The organism is Micromonospora sp. NPDC023633 (assembly GCF_040640035.1).
In the GTDB taxonomy this organism is placed as follows: Bacteria; Actinomycetota; Actinomycetes; order Mycobacteriales; family Micromonosporaceae; genus Micromonospora.
In genome coordinates this window covers 40158-58209 of the sequence record NZ_JBFABB010000035.1, presented here as the reverse complement: position 1 = coordinate 58209, position 18052 = coordinate 40158, and the positions used below count along the sequence as shown (strand labels likewise).

Annotated in this window: 3 protein-coding genes; all 3 read left to right on the top strand. The window is 76.0% G+C overall.

Translation table 11 applies throughout. From position 1 onward, the window contains the following. Positions 1-3468 (top strand): SDR family NAD(P)-dependent oxidoreductase (locus AB0G13_RS13745; RefSeq protein ID WP_357873400.1); only part of this gene is annotated, 3468 nt, incomplete at its 5' end. 36 nt (positions 3469-3504) lie between these two features. Beyond that, complete coding sequence (locus AB0G13_RS13740; protein ID WP_357873398.1) at positions 3505-8505, top strand: type I polyketide synthase; 5001 nt, start codon at positions 3505-3507, stop codon at positions 8503-8505. A 49-nt stretch (positions 8506-8554) separates the two neighbouring features. Continuing rightward, positions 8555-18043 carry a type I polyketide synthase gene (locus tag AB0G13_RS13735; RefSeq protein ID WP_357873397.1) on the top strand — a complete coding sequence of 3163 codons (9489 nt, stop codon included), beginning with the start codon at positions 8555-8557 and terminating at the stop codon, positions 18041-18043. Positions 18044-18052: the final 9 nt, after the last annotated feature.

Genomic DNA, 18052 nt, shown 5'->3' with positions numbered 1-18052 from the left:
GTCGCGGCCGTGAACGGTCCCAGCACCGTGGTGGTGTCGGGTCCGCCGCAGCCGGTCGCCGACCTCGTCGAGGCGTGCCAGGCCGAGGGTGTGCGCGCCCGGCTGATCCCGGTGGACTACGCGTCGCACTCGGCGGCGGTGCAGGACGTCGCCGAGCAGTTGCGCGCCGACCTGGCCGACGTGACCCCGCGGCAGGGCCACGTCCGGCTGGTGTCGACGCTGACCGGGGACTGGGTCGACCCGTTCTCGATGGACGCCGGCTACTGGTACGAGAACCTGCGGCGGACGGTGCGGTTCGACCCGGCCGTGCGGGTGGCGGTCGCGGCCGGGCACACGACGTTCGTGGAGATCAGTCCGCATCCGGTGTTGACGATGCCGGTCACGGCGATCCTCGACGACGCGGGCGCGAGCGGGCACACGCTGGGCAGCCTGCGGCGTGGTGACGACGACCCGACGCGGCTGCTGACGAACCTCGCCACCGCCCACACCATCGGCCTGCCCGTCGACCTCAGCACGGTCCTCGCCGGGACCGACACCGTGGCGCTGCCCACGTACGCCTTCGACCACCAGCGGTACTGGGTCGAGCCTCCGGTCCACCGGGCGCAGGACGTCAGCTCCGCCGGCCTCCAGGACGCCGGGCACCCGCTGCTCAGCGCCACGCTGACCTTCCCCGACAGCGAGCGGATGGTCTTCACCGGGCGACTGTCGGTGCGTACCCACCCGTGGCTCGGCGAGCACCGGGTGATGGACAACATCCTGCTGCCCGGCACCGCCTTCGTGGAGCTGGCCACGTACGCCGGCGAGCAGGCCGGCTGCCCGACGGTGGAGGAGCTGACCCTGCTCGCCCCGCTCGTCCTGCCCGAACTCGGCGCGCTCCAGGTGCAGCTGATGGTCGGCGACCGCGACGACGACGGGCGGCGCACCGTCCAGCTCTACTCCCGGCCCTACCGGGACGGCTCCGACGAGATCCTGGCCGACGTGGCCTGGACGTGCCACGCCACCGGTCTGCTCGGCCCGCAGCCGGCCGACGCCGCGCCCGCCTTCGACCTGGGGGTGTGGCCGCCGCCCGGCGCGACGCGCGTCGAGGCCGACGACTTCTACTCCGGCATCGAGGCGACCGTCTTCGGGTACGGCCCGGCGTTCCGTGGCCTGCGCGCCGCGTGGACCCGCGACGACGAGGTCTTCGCCGAGGTCGAACTGCCCGCCGACCACCACGCCGAGGCCGGCCGCTTCGGCGTGCACCCGGCGCTGCTGGACGGCGCGTTGCAGGCCATGTCGATCGGCGGCTTCCTCGGCCGGATGGGCGACGGCGCCGACGCCAGCGTGCCCCGCCTCCCGTTCGCCTGGACCGGGGTCTCCCTGCTCGCCGCCGGGGCCACCGCCCTGCGCGTGCGCGTCGCCGCGGCCGGCGAGGTCGGCGTCTCCTTCCAGGTGGCCGACGCCACCGGCGCTCCGGTGCTGCACGTCGACTCGCTGATCATGCGCCGGGTCTCCGGCGACTCGCTCGGCGCGGCCCGCTCCGGCCGGCACGAGTCGCTGTTCCAGGTGGACTGGCCGGTGCTGCCGGTGCCCACCGGCCCCGTGCCGGCGGCGACCCGCTGGGTGGCGCTCGGCGACGACCTGTCCCTCAGCGCCGCCTGCGAGGCGGCCGGCGCCCGGGTGCGTACCGACGTCGACCTCGACTCGCTCGGCGACCTGCTCGCCGGGGGTGAGCCGACCCCCGAGGCGGTGATCGTCCCGATCGGCGACGCCGGGGACCCGACGGACCCGGCGCTGGCCGGGCAGGCGCGGGCCACGACGCACCGTACCCTCGCCGCGTTGCGGACCTGGCTCGCCGACGACCGGTTCGCCGAGTCCCGGCTCGTGCTGGTCACCCGGAACGCGGTCGCGGCAGGGGAGCAGCAGGTGGTCGACCTGCGCCAGGCCCCGGTCTGGGGCCTGCTGCGCACCGCCCAGCTCGAACACCCGGGCCGGTGCCAGCTCGTCGACCTCGACGACACCCCGGACAGCGCCGCCGCGCTGGCCGCCGCGATCGCCTCCGGCGAGCCGCAGCTCGCCGTGCGGGCCGGGCAGGTCCGCACGCCACGGCTCGGGCGGGTCCCGGCCGGGGTGGAGCCGCTGCCCGGCGGGATCGACCCGGACGGCACCGTGCTGATCACCGGCGGGACGGGCGTGCTGGGCCGCATCCTGGCCCGCCACCTCGCCACCACCCACGGTGTGCGGCACCTGCTGCTGGCCGGGCGACGCGGCGCGGCGGCCGAGGGGATCGGCGACCTGGTCACCGAACTCGCCGGCACCGGTACGGAGGTGACCGTCGCCGCCTGCGACGCCGCCGACCCCGACGCCCTGGCGGCGCTGCTGGCCGGGGTGCCCGCCGAGCACCCGCTCACCGCCGTGGTGCACGCCGCCGGCGTCCTCGACGACGGCGTGCTGGAGTCGATGACCCCCGACCGGGTGGACGCGGTCGCCGTGCCGAAGGTCGACGCGGCGTGGCACCTGCACCGTCTCACGGCCGACGCGGACCTCGCGGCCTTCGTCCTCTTCTCGTCGGCGGCGGCCACCCTGGGCAGCGCCGGCCAGTCCAACTACGCGGCGGCGAACGCCTTCCTCGACGCCCTCGCGGCGCACCGCCGGGCACGCGGACTCGCCGGCATCTCGCTCGCGTGGGGCCTCTGGGACCAGGCCAGCGGCATGACCGGCCACCTCGGCGACGACGACGTGCGACGGATGGCCGAGCAGGGCGCCGCCGGGCTCGCCACCGAGCAGGCGCTGAACCTCTTCGACGCCGCGTGGCGGCTCGACGCGGCGGCCGTCGTGCCGATGCGCCTGGACGTCGGGACGCTGCGGGGCCAGGCGGAGGCCGGCACCCTCGCGCCGATGCTCCGGGCCCTGGTCCGGGTGCCGCTGCGGCGCTCGGTCGACGCCACGGGCGCCCGCTCCGGCGGGGTACAGCTCGGCCAGCGGCTCGCCGGCCTGGCCGGTCCGGAACGGCTCAAGGTGGTGCTCGACGTGGTACGGGCGAACATCGCCGCCGTCCTGGGCCACGCCGGCGCCGACGCCGTCGACCCGAACCGGCTCTTCACCGACCTGGGCTTCGACTCGCTCACCGCGGTCGACCTGCGCAACCGGCTCAACGGCCTGTCCGGGCTGCGGCTGCCGGCGACGTTGGTCTTCGACTACCCGACGCCGACCGCGCTTGCCGAGAAGCTGACCAGCGAGATCGCCGCCGACGCGGCGCCCTCCACGCAACCGCTGTTCCAGGGCATCGACACGGTGGAGAGCCTGCTCAACGCCATCCCGCTCGACCCGGCGGCCCGGGCCCGGTTCACCGCCCGGATGCAGGACCTGCTCGCCAAGGCGTCCGACCTGGCGGCCGGGCCCGCCGCCGAGCCGGACCGGCCCGACCTCGACTCGGCCAGCGACGACGAGATCTTCGACTTCATCAGCAAAGAGTTTGGAATCTCCTGAGATGACCAACCTTCGGATCGAGGCAGGGGCCACCCGATGAGCGACGACAAGCTGCGGTACTTCCTCAAGCGGGTGACCGCCGATCTGCACGACACCAAGCGCAAGCTGCAGACCGTCGAGGCACGCGACCAGGAGCCGCTGGCCATCGTCTCGATGAGCTGCCGCTTCCCCGGTGGCGTCCGGTCGCCGGAGGACCTGTGGGAGCTTGTCGCCGACGGCCGGGACGCCCTCACCGAGTTCCCCGACGACCGGGGTTGGGACCTGGAGGCGCTCTACGACCCCGACCCCAACAAGCCGGGCAAGAGCTACACCCGCATCGGCGGGTTCCTCGACGGCGCCGGTGACTTCGACCCGTCCCTGTTCGGGATCTCCCCGCGTGAGGCCCTCGCGATGGACCCGCAGCAGCGGCTGCTGCTGGAGACGTCCTGGGAGGCCGTCGAGCGGGCCGGCATCGACCCGCTGTCGCTGCGCGGCAGCTCCACCGGCGTCTTCGTCGGGCTGAGCACCTCGAACTACGGCATGGGTCTGCCCAACGTGCCCGAGGGCGTCGACATGTACATCGGCACCGGGAACACCACCAGTGTCGCGTCCGGCCGGATCTCGTTCACCCTCGGCCTCAACGGCCCGGCCGTGACCGTGGACACCGCCTGCTCCTCCTCGCTGGTGGCCCTGCACCTCGCCGTGAACGCGCTGCGCCGCGGCGAGTGCGACCTCGCCATCGCCGGCGGCGTCACCGTGATGGTCACCCCCGGCGTCTTCGTCGTCTTCTCCCGGCAGCGCGGCATGTCCGTCGACGGCCGGTGCAGGGCCTTCGCGGCCGGCGCGGACGGCACCGGATGGGGCGAGGGCGGCGGCGTGCTCGTCGTGGAGCGGCTGGCCGACGCCGAGCGCAACGGCCACCCCGTCCTCGCCGTGATCCGGGGCAGCGCCCTCAACCAGGACGGCGCGTCCAACGGGCTCACCGCCCCGAACGGCCCCTCCCAGCAGCGGGTCATCCGGCAGGCCCTCGCGAACGCCCGGCTCGGCACCGCCGACGTCGACATGGTCGAGGCGCACGGCACCGGCACCACCCTCGGCGACCCCATCGAGGCGCAGGCGCTCATCGCCACGTACGGGCAGGACCGGCCCGCCGACCGGCCGCTCTGGCTGGGCTCGGTGAAGTCGAACATCGGCCACACCCAGAGCGCCGCCGGCGTCGCCGGGCTGGTCAAGATGGTGATGGCGCTGCGCAACGGCGTCATGCCGGAGACCCTGCACGTCGACGAGCCCTCCCCGCACGTGGACTGGACCGCCGGGGCGGTGTCCCTGCTCACCGAGTCCAAGCCGTGGCCGGAGCTGGACCGTCCCCGCCGCGGCGGCGTCTCGTCGTTCGGCGTGAGCGGCACCAACGCGCACGTGATCCTGGAGGAGTACCGGCCGCGCGTCGCCGACCCGGCGGCCGTCGACGGCGAGGAGGCCGTCGAGGTCACCGCCGTCGCGCCCGCGCGACGGCCCGGCCTGGTCGCCTCGGACGTGACCCTCTGGCCGGTGTCGGCCCGGTCGAAGGCCGCCCTCGCCGGCCAGGCCGCCCGGCTCGCGCAGCACGTGCGCGAGCACGGCGACCTCGCCCCGGCGGCGGTGGGCTGGTCCCTGGCGACCACCCGGTCGACGTTCGACCACCGCGCCGCCGTGGTCGGCCTCGGCGCCGAGGAACTGCTCGCCGGGCTGGACGCCCTCGCCGCCGGTCACCCGGCCGGCAACCTCGTCACCGGCACGGTCACCAGCTCCGGCGCGGGCCCCGTCTTCGTCTTCCCCGGTCAGGGTGCGCAGTCGGCGCGGATGGCCGCCGGTCTGGTCGGCCGGACGCCGGTGTTCGACGCGAAGCTGGCCGAGTGCCAGCGGGCCCTGGCCCCGTACCTCGACGTGGACCTGGTGTCGGTGCTGACGGGCGACGACGAGTCGTGGCTGGAGCGGGTCGAGGTCGTGCAGCCCGTCCTGTGGGCCGTCGGCATCGCCCTCGCGGCCGTGTGGCGCGCGGCGGGCGTCGTCCCGGACGCGGTCGTCGGTCACTCGCAGGGCGAGATCGGCGCGGCGTGCGTGGCCGGCATCCTGAGCCTGGAGGACGCCGCGCGGACCGTGGCGCTGCGCTCCCGCGCCCTGGCGGTGCTGCGCGGCACCGGGACGATGGCGTCGGTGGACCTCTCGGCCGACGCGGTCGCTGAGCGGCTGCCGGCCTTCCCGGGCGTCGGGGTGGCGGCGGTCAACGGCCCGTCCACGGTGGTGGTGTCCGGCCCGCCGCAGCCCGTCGCCGACCTGGTGGCGGCGTGCCAGGCCGAGGGCCTGCGCGCCCGGCTCATCCCGGTGGACTACGCCTCGCACTCCGAGGCCGTGCAGCAGGTCGCCGAGCAGCTCCGCGCGGACCTGGCCGACGTCACCCCGCAGGCCGGTCACACCCGCCTGGTCTCCACCCTCACCGGGGACTGGGTCGACCCCGCCTCGATGACCGCGGACTACTGGTACGACAACCTGCGCCGCACCGTGCGGTTCGACGCCGCCGTCCGGGCGGCGATCGCCGCCGGGCACACCACGTTCGTCGAGATCAGCCCCCACCCCGTGCTGACGATGCCGGTGACGGCCATCCTCGACGACAGCGGCGTCACCGGCCACACCCTCGGCAGCCTGCGCCGCGGCGACGACGACGCGACCCGGCTGCTGACCAACCTCGCCACCGCGCACGCCATCGGCCTGCCCGTCGACCTGGCGAACGTCCTCGCCGAGACCGAGGTGGCGCCGCTGCCCACGTACGCCTTCGACCACCAGCGGTTCTGGCTGGACGGCAGCGGCGGCCCCGACCTGGAGAGCCTGCTGGCGGGCGCGGGCGTGGGCGACCCGAGCGACGCGAGCTTCTGGGCCGCCGTGGAGCGCGGGGACGTCACCGCCCTCGCCGAGACCATCGCCACCGAGGACACCCCGGCGGACCAGGTCCTCGACGCGCTGCTCCCGGCCCTGCCGCTGCTCACCTCCTGGCGCCGGCAGCGGCGCCGGCAGTCCGACATCGACAGCTGGCGCTACCAGGACACCTGGAAGCCGCTGACCGGCGTCGCCAACCGCGGGATGACCGGCACCTGGGTCGTGGTCATGCCGACCGGCGACATCATCGAGCCCTGGCAGGACGCCTGCGTCGAGGCGTTCACGGCGGCCGGCGCGACCATCGTCCCGGTGCCCGTCTCCACCCCCGACGTCGACCGCGACCAGTTCGGCAAGCTGCTCCAGGAGGCGCTCGCCGCCGCACCGAGCGGCGTCGACGCCGCCGCCGAGGTGACCGGCGTGGTCTCGCTGCTCGCCTTCGACGAGCTGGCCCACCCGCTGCACCCTTCCGTGCCCGGCGGCTTCGCCGCCACCGTCGCGCTCTTCCAGGCCCTCGGCGACGTCGGCCTGCGCGCCCCGATGTGGAGCGTCACCTCCGGCGCCGCCTCCGTCGGCATGGCCGACCTGCTGCGCTCCCCGGTGCAGTCGCTGGTCTGGGGCTTCGGCCGGGTCGCCGCGCTGGAGCACCCGCAGCGCTGGGGCGGCCTCGTCGACCTGCCCGAGGCCGTCGACGAGCGCTGCGCCGACCTGCTGGTCGCGGCCCTCACCGCCGCCGGCGAGGAGGACCAGATCGCGGTACGCCCCGGCGGCCTGCTCGCCCGCCGGCTCACCCGGGTCCCGCTCGGCGACAGCCAGCCCGCCAACCCGTGGCAGCCGTACGGCACGGCGCTGGTCACCGGCGGCACCGGCGCGCTCGGTGGGCACGCCGCCCGCTGGCTGGCCCGCAGCGGGGTGGAGAACATCGTCGTCGTCAGCCGGCGGGGCATGGCCGCGCCGGGCGCGCAGCAGCTCGTCGACGACCTCACCGAGCTGGGCGCCCAGGCCACCGTGGTCGAGTGCGACGCCTCCGACCGCGACGCGCTGGCCGCCCTGATCGACGCGATCCCCGTCGAGTACCCGCTCACCACGGTCGTGCACGCCTCCGCCGTGCTCGACGACGCGATGATCAACGACATCCGGCCGGAGCAGATCGAGCGGGTGCTCCAGGCCAAGGTCGACGTCGCGTACAACCTGCACGAGCTGACCCTCGACCTCGACCTGTCGGCGTTCATCATGTTCTCGTCCTTCGCCGGCAGCGTGGCCAGCTCCGGCGTCGGCAACTACGCCCCGAGCAACGCGTTCCTCGACGCGCTCGCCCAGCACCGCCGTGGCCTCGGCCTGACCGCCACCTCCATCGCCTGGGGCGCGTGGGCCGGCGGCGGCATGGCGGACGGGCCGCTCGGCGAGCTGCTGCACCGCCACGGCGTACCCGAGATGACCCCCGACGCGGCCATCACCGCGCTGCACCAGGCCGTGGACCACGGCGAGGCGTTCCTCACCATCGCCGACATCGCCTGGGAACGGTTCTCCGTCGCCTTCACCGCCACCCGGCCCGGCCCGCTGATCAGCGACCTGCCGGACGTGCGGCGGCTCGCCACGGCCGAGAAGGTGGCCAGCGTGGAGGCCGGCGACGGCCCGGACTCGTTGCAGGACCGGCTCGCCGGGCTGCCCGCCGCCGACCGGCTCGCCGTGCTGCTCGGCCTGGTGCGCAGCCAGGTCGCCGCCGTGCTCAACTACCCGTCCGCCGAGTCGGTGGACGAGCACCGGGCGTTCCGGGAGCTGGGCTTCGACTCCGTCACCGCTGTCGAGCTGCGCAACCGGCTCGGCTCGGCCACCGGCGTGGCCCTTCCGGTCACCCTGGTCTTCGACTATCCGACCCCGACGACCCTGGCGGAGTACCTCTTCGCCGAGGTCGCCCACGACGACGTGGTCACCCCGACCGCCCTCCTCGACGATCTGGACCGGATCGCCGACAGCCTCGACGTGGTGGCGCGGGACGAGGCGGCCCGGGTGCGGGCCACCGTACGCCTGCAGGCGATGCTCTCCCGGCTCGCCCAGGACAGCGGTGGCGCCGACATCGGCCGGCACCTCGACGACGCCACCGACGACGAACTGTTCGCGATGGTCGACAAGGACCTCGGCATCTCCTGACCTTCCAGCTCCAGCTCTCTCCCGTCCCTTTCGAGGAAGCGGCACTCCGATGGCCAACGAAGACAAGCTCCGCGACTACCTCAAGCGGGTCATGGCTGATCTCCACGACACCCGCCGCCGGCTCAGTGAGGCACAGTCCCAGGAACTGGAGCCGGTGGCGATCGTGGCGATGAGCTGCCGGTTGCCCGGCGGGGTGCGCAACCCCGACGACCTGTGGGAGCTGTTGCGGGACGGCCGGGACGCCGTTGCCCCCTTCCCCGACGACCGGGGCTGGGACCTGGAGCGCCTCTACCACCCCGACCCCGACCACCCGGGCACCTCGTACGCCCGGGAGGGCGGGTTCGTCGACGGGGCCGGGGACTTCGACTCCGCCTTCTTCGGCATCTCGCCCCGCGAGGCGCTGACCATGGACCCCCAGCAGCGGTTGCTGCTGGAGACGTCCTGGGAGGCCGTCGAGTCGGCCGGCATCGACCCCGCCTCGCTGCGCGGCAGCCGGACCGGGGTGTTCGTCGGCACCAACGGGCAGGACTACGGCACCCTGCTGATGGTGTCGCCGGACGGCGACGAGGGGCACTCGATGACCGGGGGCGCGGCGGCCGTCGCGTCGGGCCGGGTGTCGTACGCCCTCGGGCTGGAGGGGCCCGCCGTCTCCATCGACACGGCCTGCTCGTCGTCGCTGGTGGCGCTGCACCTCGCGGTGCAGGCGCTGCGGGCCGGGGAGTGCGACCTGGCGCTGGCCGGCGGGGTGACCGTGATGGCCACCCCGGGCCTCTACATCGGCTCCAGCCGGCAGCGCGCCCTCTCCCCGGACGGGCGGTGCAGGTCGTTCGCCGCCGCCGCCGACGGCGCCGGGTTCTCCGAGGGCGTCGGCTGGCTGCTGGTCGAGCGGCTGTCGGATGCCCGCCGCAACGGCCACCGCGTCCTCGCGGTGGTGCGCGGCTCCGCCGTCAACCAGGACGGCGCGTCGAACGGGCTGACCGCCCCGAACGGGCCGGCGCAGCAGCGGGTGATCAGCCAGGCCCTCGCCTCCGCCAGGCTGTCCACCGCGGACGTCGACGTCGTGGAGGCGCACGGCACCGGCACCAAGCTGGGCGACCCGATCGAGGCGCAGGCGCTCATCGCCACGTACGGGCAGGACCGGGGGGAGGCCCCGCCGTTGCTGCTCGGCTCGGTGAAGTCGAACATCGGCCACGCCCAGGCCGCCGCAGGGGTGGCCGGCGTGATCAAGTTGGTGCTCGCCATCCGGCACGGCGTCGTCCCGGCGACGCTGCACGTCGACGCGCCGTCGCCGCACATCGACTGGACGGCCGGCGCGGTGGAACTGGCCACCGAGGCGCGGCCGTGGCCCGAGACTGGCCGGGTGCGGCGGGGAGCCGTCTCCTCGTTCGGCATCTCCGGCACCAACGCTCACGTGATCATCGAGCAGCCGGACGAGCCGGCCGAGGGCCGCCCGTCCGACTCCGCCCCCGGCCTGGTCGCCGCCGACGCGTTCCTCTGGCCGGTGTCGGCCCGGTCGAAGGCCGCCCTGGCCGGGCAGGCCGCCCGACTCGCGGCGTACCTGCGCAAGCGGGAGGGGACGGACCCGGCGGCGGTGGGCTGGTCCCTGGCGGCCACCCGGTCGACGTTCGACCACCGCGCCGCCGTGGTCGCCTCGACCGCCGAGGAGCTGCTGGCCGGGCTGGACGCGGTCGCCGCCGGCCTGCCGGCCGCGAACGTGGTCACCGGTGTGTCGTCGAGCCCCGGCGCGGGCCCCGTCTTCGTCTTCCCGGGGCAGGGCGCCCAGTCGGCGCGGATGGCCGCCGGTCTGGTCGGCCGGACGCCGGTGTTCGACGCGCGGCTGGCCGAGTGCCAGCGGGCCCTGGCCCCGTACCTGGACGTGGACCTCGTCTCGGTGCTGACGGGCGACGACGAGTCGTGGCTGGAGCGGGTCGAGGTCGTGCAGCCCGTCCTGTGGGCCGTCGGCATCGCCCTCGCAGCGGTGTGGCAGCACGCGGGGGTGACCCCGCAGGCGGTCATCGGCCACTCGCAGGGCGAGATCGGCGCGGCGTGCGTCGCCGGCATCCTGACCTTGGAGGACGCCGCGCGGACCGTGGCGCTGCGCTCCCGCGCCCTGGCGGTGCTGCGCGGCACCGGGACGATGGCGTCGGTGGACCTCTCGGCCGACGCGGTCGCCGAGCGGCTGCCGGCCTTCCCGGGCGTGGGGGTGGCGGCGGTCAACGGCCCGGCCACCGTCGTGGTGTCCGGCCCGCCGCAGCACGTCGCCGACCTGGTGCAGGCGTGCCAGGCCGAGGGGGTCCGGGCGCGGCTGATCCCCGTCGACTACGCGTCGCACTCGCCGGCGGTGCAGGAGGTCGCCGAGCAGCTGCGGGCCGACCTGGCCGACGTGACGCCGCAGGTCGGTCACACCCGCCTGGTCTCCACCCTGACCGGGGACTGGGTCGACCCGATCGCCATGGGCGCGGACTACTGGTACGACAACCTGCGCCGCACGGTGCTCTTCGACGCGGCCGTGCGGGTGGCCGTCGCCGCCGGGCACACCACGTTCGTCGAGATCAGCCCCCACCCCGTGCTGACGATGCCGGTGACGGCCATCCTCGACGACAGCGGCGTCACCGGCCACACCCTCGGCAGCCTGCGCCGCGACGACGACGACGCGACCCGGCTGCTGACCAACCTCGCCACCGCGCACGCCATCGGCCTGCCCGTCGACCTGAGGAAGGTCCTCCCCACCGCGGCCGCCGTCGACCTGCCCACGTACGCCTTCGACCACCACCGGTACTGGCCCGCGCCGCCGGTCTTCCTCGCCGCCCCCGACGGCGCGCCGGACATCGACCGGTGGCGCTACCGGGTCACCTGGCGGGCGGTGCCCGACCTGCCGCTGACCTGGCTCGCCGGCAGCTGGCTCGTCCCGGTGCCCGCGGCGCTGGGCGACGACCCCCTGGTCGCCGACGTGCTGGCGGCGCTCGGCAACTTCGGCGCGGACGTCGTACCCGTGGCGCTGGACGCCACCGACGACCCGGCGGCGCTGGCCGACGCGCTGCGCGCCGCGCTCCCCGGCCCGGACGGACCCGTCGCCGTGCTCTCGCTGCTGGGCCTGGACGAGCGGGCGCACCCGGAGCACCCGGCGACCTCGCTGGCCGTCTCCGGCACGGCCCTGCTGGTGCAGGCGCTCGGGACGCTCGGCGTCGAGGCGCCGCTGTGGTGCGCAACCCGGGGAGCCGTCGCGGCCTGCGCCGACGACCCGGCGCCGAGCCCCGTCGCCGCCTCCGTCTGGGGGCTCGGCCGCGCGGTCGCCCTCGAACACCCCGCCCGCTGGGGCGGCCTGCTCGACCTGCCGGAGACCCTCGACGCGCAGGCCGGCGCCCTGCTCTGCGCGGCGCTCGGCGCCGCCGGCGGCGAGGACCAGTTCGGCGACGGCGACGGTGAGGACCAGTTCGGCGACGGCGAGGACCAGCTCGCCGTGCGCGCGTCGGGGGTCTTCGTCCGCCGACTCGCCCGGATCACCGAACCCGAGCCGGCCACGTCCGACGACACCTGGCGGATGCGCGGCACCGTGCTGATCACCGGCGGCACCGGCGGGCTGGGCGGGCACCTGGCCCGGTGGGCGGCCCGCTCCGGCGCCGCGCACGTCCTGCTGGCCAGCCGCCGCGGCCCGGACGCCCCGGGCGCCGCCGAACTGGAGGCGGAGCTGACCGGCCTCGGCGTACGCGTCACCGTGGCCCGCTGCGACGCCGCCGACCGGGCGCAGGTGGCCGACCTGCTCGCCGCCGTCCCCGCCGACGCCCCGGTGACCGCCGTGCTGCACACCGCCGCCGTCCTCGACGACGGGATCGTGGACACCGCCACCCCGCAGCGCCTGCACACCGTCGCCGCGCCCAAGTGCGCCGCCGCCGCCCACCTGGACGAGCTGACCCGGGACCTCGATCTGGACGCCTTCGTGCTGTTCTCCTCGGTCGCCGGCACCACCGGCAACGCCGGGCAGGGCGCGTACGGGGCGGCGAACGCGTTCCTCGACGCCCTCGCCGAGCGACGCCGGGCCGAGGGCCGGCCCGCCCTCTCGGTGGCCTGGGGCGCGTGGAGCGGGGCAGGCCTGCCCGCCGACAACGAACGCGCCCAGCAGCGGCTGCGCCGGGGCGGCATGGTCGGCATGGACCCGGACCTGGCCGTCGAGGCGCTCACCCGGGCGCTGCGGCGCGGCGAGCCCACGACCCTGATCGCCGACATCGACTGGGCCCGCTTCGCCCCCGCGTTCACCCTGGTCCGGCCCAGCCCGCTGATCGACGACCTCGCCGAGGTGCGCGAGGCGACGCGGCCGGCCCCGCAGGAGGCCGCCGAGGAGGAGCCGGACGTACCGTCGGCCCTGGCACGGCAGCTCGCCGGGCTCGCTGCGGCGGAGCGCGCCGCGACGCTGCTGGAGCTGGTCCGCCAGTGCGCGGCGACAGCGCTCGGCTACGGCGCGGCCGACGACATCCCGGCCACGCTGCCCTTCCGCGACCTCGGCCTGGACTCGCTGACCGCCGTGGACATGCGCAACTTCCTGGCCACCGCCACCGACCTGCGGCTGCCCGCGACGCTCGCCTTCGACTACCCGAACCCGACGGTGCTCGCCGCGCACCTCGACGAACTGCTCACCGGGGCCGCCCCGGACGTGGCCACCCCCGCCCCGGCCGCGCCGGCCGACGACGACGAGCCGATCGCCATCGTGGCGATGAGCTGCCGCCTCCCCGGCGGGGCGGACACCCCGGAGCAGCTGTGGCAGCTGCTCGCCGCCGGCGGCGACGCGATCGGCGAGTTCCCCACCGACCGGGGCTGGGACCTCGACCGGCTCTTCGACTCCGACCCGGAGAAGGAGGGCACCAGCTACGCCCGCGAGGGCGGCTTCGTCGCCGGGGCCGCCGACTTCGACGCCGGCTTCTTCGGCATCAGCCCCCGCGAGGCCCTCGCGATGGACCCGCAGCAGCGGCTCCTGCTGGAGGCGTCCTGGGAGGCGATCGAGCGGGCCGGGATCGACCCGCACGCGTTGCGCGGCAGCCCCACCGGCGTCTTCGTCGGCACCAACTACCAGGACTACCGGAACCTGATGTTCAGCGCCGAGGGCGCCGAGGGGCACCTGATGACCGGCAACGCCGGCAGCGTGCTCTCCGGCCGGGTGTCCTACACCCTCGGGCTTGAGGGGCCCGCCGTCTCGGTGGACACCGCCTGCTCGTCGTCGCTGGTCGCGCTGCACTGGGCCTGCCAGGCGCTGCGCCGCTCGGAGTGCTCCCTCGCCCTCGTCGGCGGCGTCACCGTCATGTCCACCCCCGGGGTGTTCGTCGGCTTCAGCCGGCAGCGGGGCCTCGCCCCGGACAGCCGGGTCAAGGCGTTCGCCTCGGCCGCCGACGGCACCAGCTGGGGCGAGGGCCTCGGTCTGCTGCTCGTCGAGCGGCTCTCCGACGCCCGCCGCAACGGCCACCCCGTGCTCGCGGTGATCCGGGGCAGCGCCGTCAACCAGGACGGCGCCTCCAACGGCCTCACCGCGCCGAACGGGCCGTCGCAGCAGCGGGTGATCCGGCAGGCGCTCGCCAACGCCGGCCTCACCCCGGCGGACGTGGACGCCGTCGAGGCGCACGGCACCGGCACCAAGCTCGGCGACCCCATCGAGGCGCAGGCGCTGCTCGCCACGTACGGCCGGGAGCGGCCCGCCGACCAGCCGCTCTGGCTCGGCTCGATCAAGTCCAACATCGGGCACACCCAGGCCGCCGCCGGGGTCGCCGGGATCATCAAGATGGTGCTGGCGCTGCGGCACGGCTACCTGCCGCAGACCCTGCACGTCGACGAGCCCACCGACCAGGTCGACTGGAGCGTCGGCGCGGTCGAGCTGCTCGGCGAGGGCCGCCCGTGGCCGGTCACCGGCCACCCGCGCCGGGCCGCCGTCTCCTCGTTCGGCATCAGCGGCACCAACGCGCACACCATCCTGGAGCAGGCCCCGGAGCCGTCCGTCGCCGAGCCGCCGACGGGGGACCCGGCCCGGCTGCCGGTGGTGCCGGTGCTGCTGTCGGGACGGACCGCGGTCGCGCTGGCCGCCCAGGCGGACCGCTGGGCCGAGCAGCTCACCGGGCTGGAGGCCCCGCGGACGGTCGACGTCGGCTGGTCGTCGGCGACCTCCCGGGCCACCCTGGAGCACCGGGCCGTCGTCCTCGCCGCCGACCGGGTCGCGCTGGGCGCCGGGCTGCGCGCCCTCGGCGCCGGCGAGGACTCGCCGCTGGTGGTCACCGGCGTGGCCGCGTCCCGGCCGAAGGTGGCGTACCTCTTCTCCGGGCAGGGGGCCCAGCGGGCCGGTATGGGTCGCGAGCTGGCCGAGGCGTTCCCGGTCTTCGCCGCCGCGCTGGACGAGGCCTGCGCCGCCCTCGACGCGCACCTGCCCCGCCCGCTGAAGCCGCTGCTCTTCGCCGAGCCCGACACCGCCGAGGCCGAGGCGCTGGACCGGACCGAGTTCACCCAGCCGGCGCTCTTCGCCGTGGAGGTGGCGCTGTTCCGGCTGCTCGAGGCGTGGGGCGTCCGCCCCGACGCGGTCGCCGGGCACTCCATCGGCGAGTTCGCCGCCGCCCACGCCGCCGGGGTGCTCTCCCTGGCCGACGCCGCCGAGCTGGTCGCCGCCCGGGGCCGGCTGATGCAGGCGCTGCCGGCCGGCGGGGCGATGCTCGCCATCGCCGCCACCGAGGCCGAGGTGACCGCCGCGCTCGGCGAGCGCGCCGACCGGGTCTCCGTCGCCGCCGTCAACGGTCCCGCCGCCGTCGTGGTGTCCGGGGCCGGCGACGCCGTCGAGGAGCTGGCCGCCGAGTGGTCCGCCCGCGGCGTCCGGATCCGGCGGCTGGCGGTCAGCCACGCGTTCCACAGCCCGCTGATGGACCCGGTGCTCGACGACCTCGCCGCCGTCGCCGGACGGCTGCGGTACAAGGCCCCGACCATCCCGATGATCTCCACCGTCACCGGCACGCCCGTCGACGCGACGGAGCTCGGCACGCCGGAGTACTGGGTGCGGCACGCCCGCGACGCCGTGCGCTTCGCCGACGCCGTCGCGGCGCTGCGGGAGCGCAACGTCACCGGCTACGTCGAGATCGGCCCGGACGGGGTGCTCACCGCCCTCGCCCAGGCCGTCCTGGCCGAGGACGCACCGGCCGGCGGCCGGGCCCCCCTGGTCGTGCCCGCCCTGCGTCGGGACCGTGCCGAGCCGACCACCCTGCTGCGGGCGGTCGCCGCGCTGCACGCCCACGGCGTCTCCCCGGACTGGTCCACCCTCTACGAGGGCACCGGCGCGCAGCGGGTCGACCTGCCCACCTACGCCTTCGACCGGCAGCGTTACTGGCCGGAGCCGCCGCCCTGGGCCACCCTGGCGGCCGAGGACGACCGCACCGAGGTCGAGCGCCGCTTCTGGGCGGCGGTCGAGGCCGAGGACCTCGAGTCGCTGACCCGCGATCTCGACGTGCACCGCGACCAGCCGTTCGGGACCGTGCTGCCCGCCCTGTCCGCGTGGCGGCGGCGCGGCCGGGAGCGGGCCCTGGTGGACGGCAGCCGGTACCGGGTCGTCTGGGAGCCCATCGCGCAGGCCCCGGAGGAGCAGGATCCCGGCCGCTGGCTGGTGCTGCTGCCCGCCGACCGCGCGGACGACCCCGACCTGCACTCCTGCACCTGGGCCCTGGGCACCGAGGTGACCATCGTGCCCGTGGACACCGCCGCCGACCCCGACGAGCTGTGCGGCGGGTTCGCCGACGTCCTCACCGAGGCGCTCGGCGTGGCCGACGGGCCACTGTCGATCCTCTCCTTCCTCGGCCTGGACGACACCCCGCACGGCGAGCACCCGGCCCTGCCCCGTGGCCTCGCCGCGACCGTGCACCTGCTCCAGCAGCTCGTCGACCTCGACGCCCCGGCCCGGCTCTGGTGCGTCACCCAGGGCGCCGTCGGCGTCGGCGACGGTGACGCCCCGGCCAACCCCCGGCAGGCGATGCTGTGGGGCCTGGGCCGGGTGGCCGCGCTGGAGCAGCCCGGCCGCTGGGCCGGGCTGGTCGACCTGCCCACCGACCTCGAACCCTGGACGGCGATGCGGCTCGGCGGCATCCTGACCGGCGGCGGCGTGGAGGACCAACTCGCCGTCCGCGAGTCCGGGGTGCTGGTGCGGCGGCTCGTCCCGGCCGTCACCGCCGGGGACCCCGCGCCGTGGCAGCCCCGGGGCACGGTGCTGATCACCGGCGGCACCGGCGCGCTCGGCGGGCACGTGGCCCGCTGGGTGGCCGGCGCCGGCGCGGAACGGGTGGTGCTGACCAGCCGGCGGGGCACCGACACCCCGGGCGCCACCGACCTGCTCGCCGAGCTGACCGGCCTCGGGGTGGACTGCCGGGTCGCCCGGTGCGACGCCGCCGACCGGAACGCGGTGGCCGAGCTCCTGGCCGACCTCGGGCGGGAGGGACCGCCGCTGCGCGCGGTGGTGCACGCCGCGGGGGTCAGCGAGGTGGTGCCGCTGGCCGACACCACCCTGGAGGACCTGGCGTACGTCATCGCCCCGAAGCTGTCCGGCGCCGAGCACCTCGACGAGCTGCTCGACGGCGTCGAACTGGACGCGTTCGTGCTCTTCTCGTCCATCTCGGCGGTGTGGGGCAGCGGCGGGCAGGGCGCGTACGCCGCCGGCAACGCCTACCTCGACGCGCTCGCCGAGCGGCGGCGCGGCCGGGGCCTGCCGGCCACGTCCGTGGCGTGGGGACCGTGGACCGAGTCGGGCATGTTCACCGAGGGCGCGGCGGAGCAGCTGCGCCGCCGTGGCCTGCGGGTGATGCCGCCGGGCGTGGCGATGGCCGGACTGCGGCACGCCCTGGCCGCCGGCGACACCTGCGTCACCGTCGCCGACGTCGACTGGGCGACCTTCGAGCCGCTGTTCACCTCGCTGCGGCCCAGCCCGCTGCTGGCCGACCTGCCGGCCGTACGCGCGCTGGCCGTCACCCCCGCCGACGCGTCGGACGCGCCCGCGTCCGTCGCCCGGGACCTGCTCGCCGGGTTGCGGGCACTGCCCGGTGAGGAGCGCCGGGCCGCGCTGCTGGAGATGGTGCGGGAGGACGCGGCGAAGGTGCTCGGCCACTCCTCCGGCGACGTGATCGAGACCGACCGGGGCTTCCTGGACCTCGGCTTCGACTCGCTCACCGCCGTGGAGCTGCGCAACCTGCTCAGCGCGGCGACCGGGCACGACCTGCCCACCACGGTCGTCTTCGACTACCCGACCCCGGCCGGCCTGGCCGACCACCTCTACGAGGAGCTCTTCGGAGACGGGGACGGGGACGCCGGTGACGGCGGCGACGAGGAGTCGGTCCGCCGGGCCCTCGCCGCGATCCCGCTGGACGAGCTGCGTCAGGCGGGCCTGCTCGACCAGCTGCTCCAGCTGGCCCGTACGAGCGCCGGCTCGCCGGCCGTGGCGCCCGTCGCCCCGGCCGCGCCGCCCGCGCCCGAGGACCAGATCCGCGAACTCGACGTCGCCGGCCTGGTCCGGATGGCCCTGGAAGGCTCCGACTCGTGACCCGGCCTG

What these genes read in the sequence shown, in the direction of transcription:
- AB0G13_RS13735 (WP_357873397.1), top strand. Translation starts at nt 8,555, where the DNA reads ATGGCCAACGAAGACAAGCTCCGCGACTACCTCAAGCGGGTCATGGCT.
- AB0G13_RS13740 (WP_357873398.1), top strand. Translation starts at nt 3,505, where the DNA reads ATGAGCGACGACAAGCTGCGGTACTTCCTCAAGCGGGTGACCGCCGAT.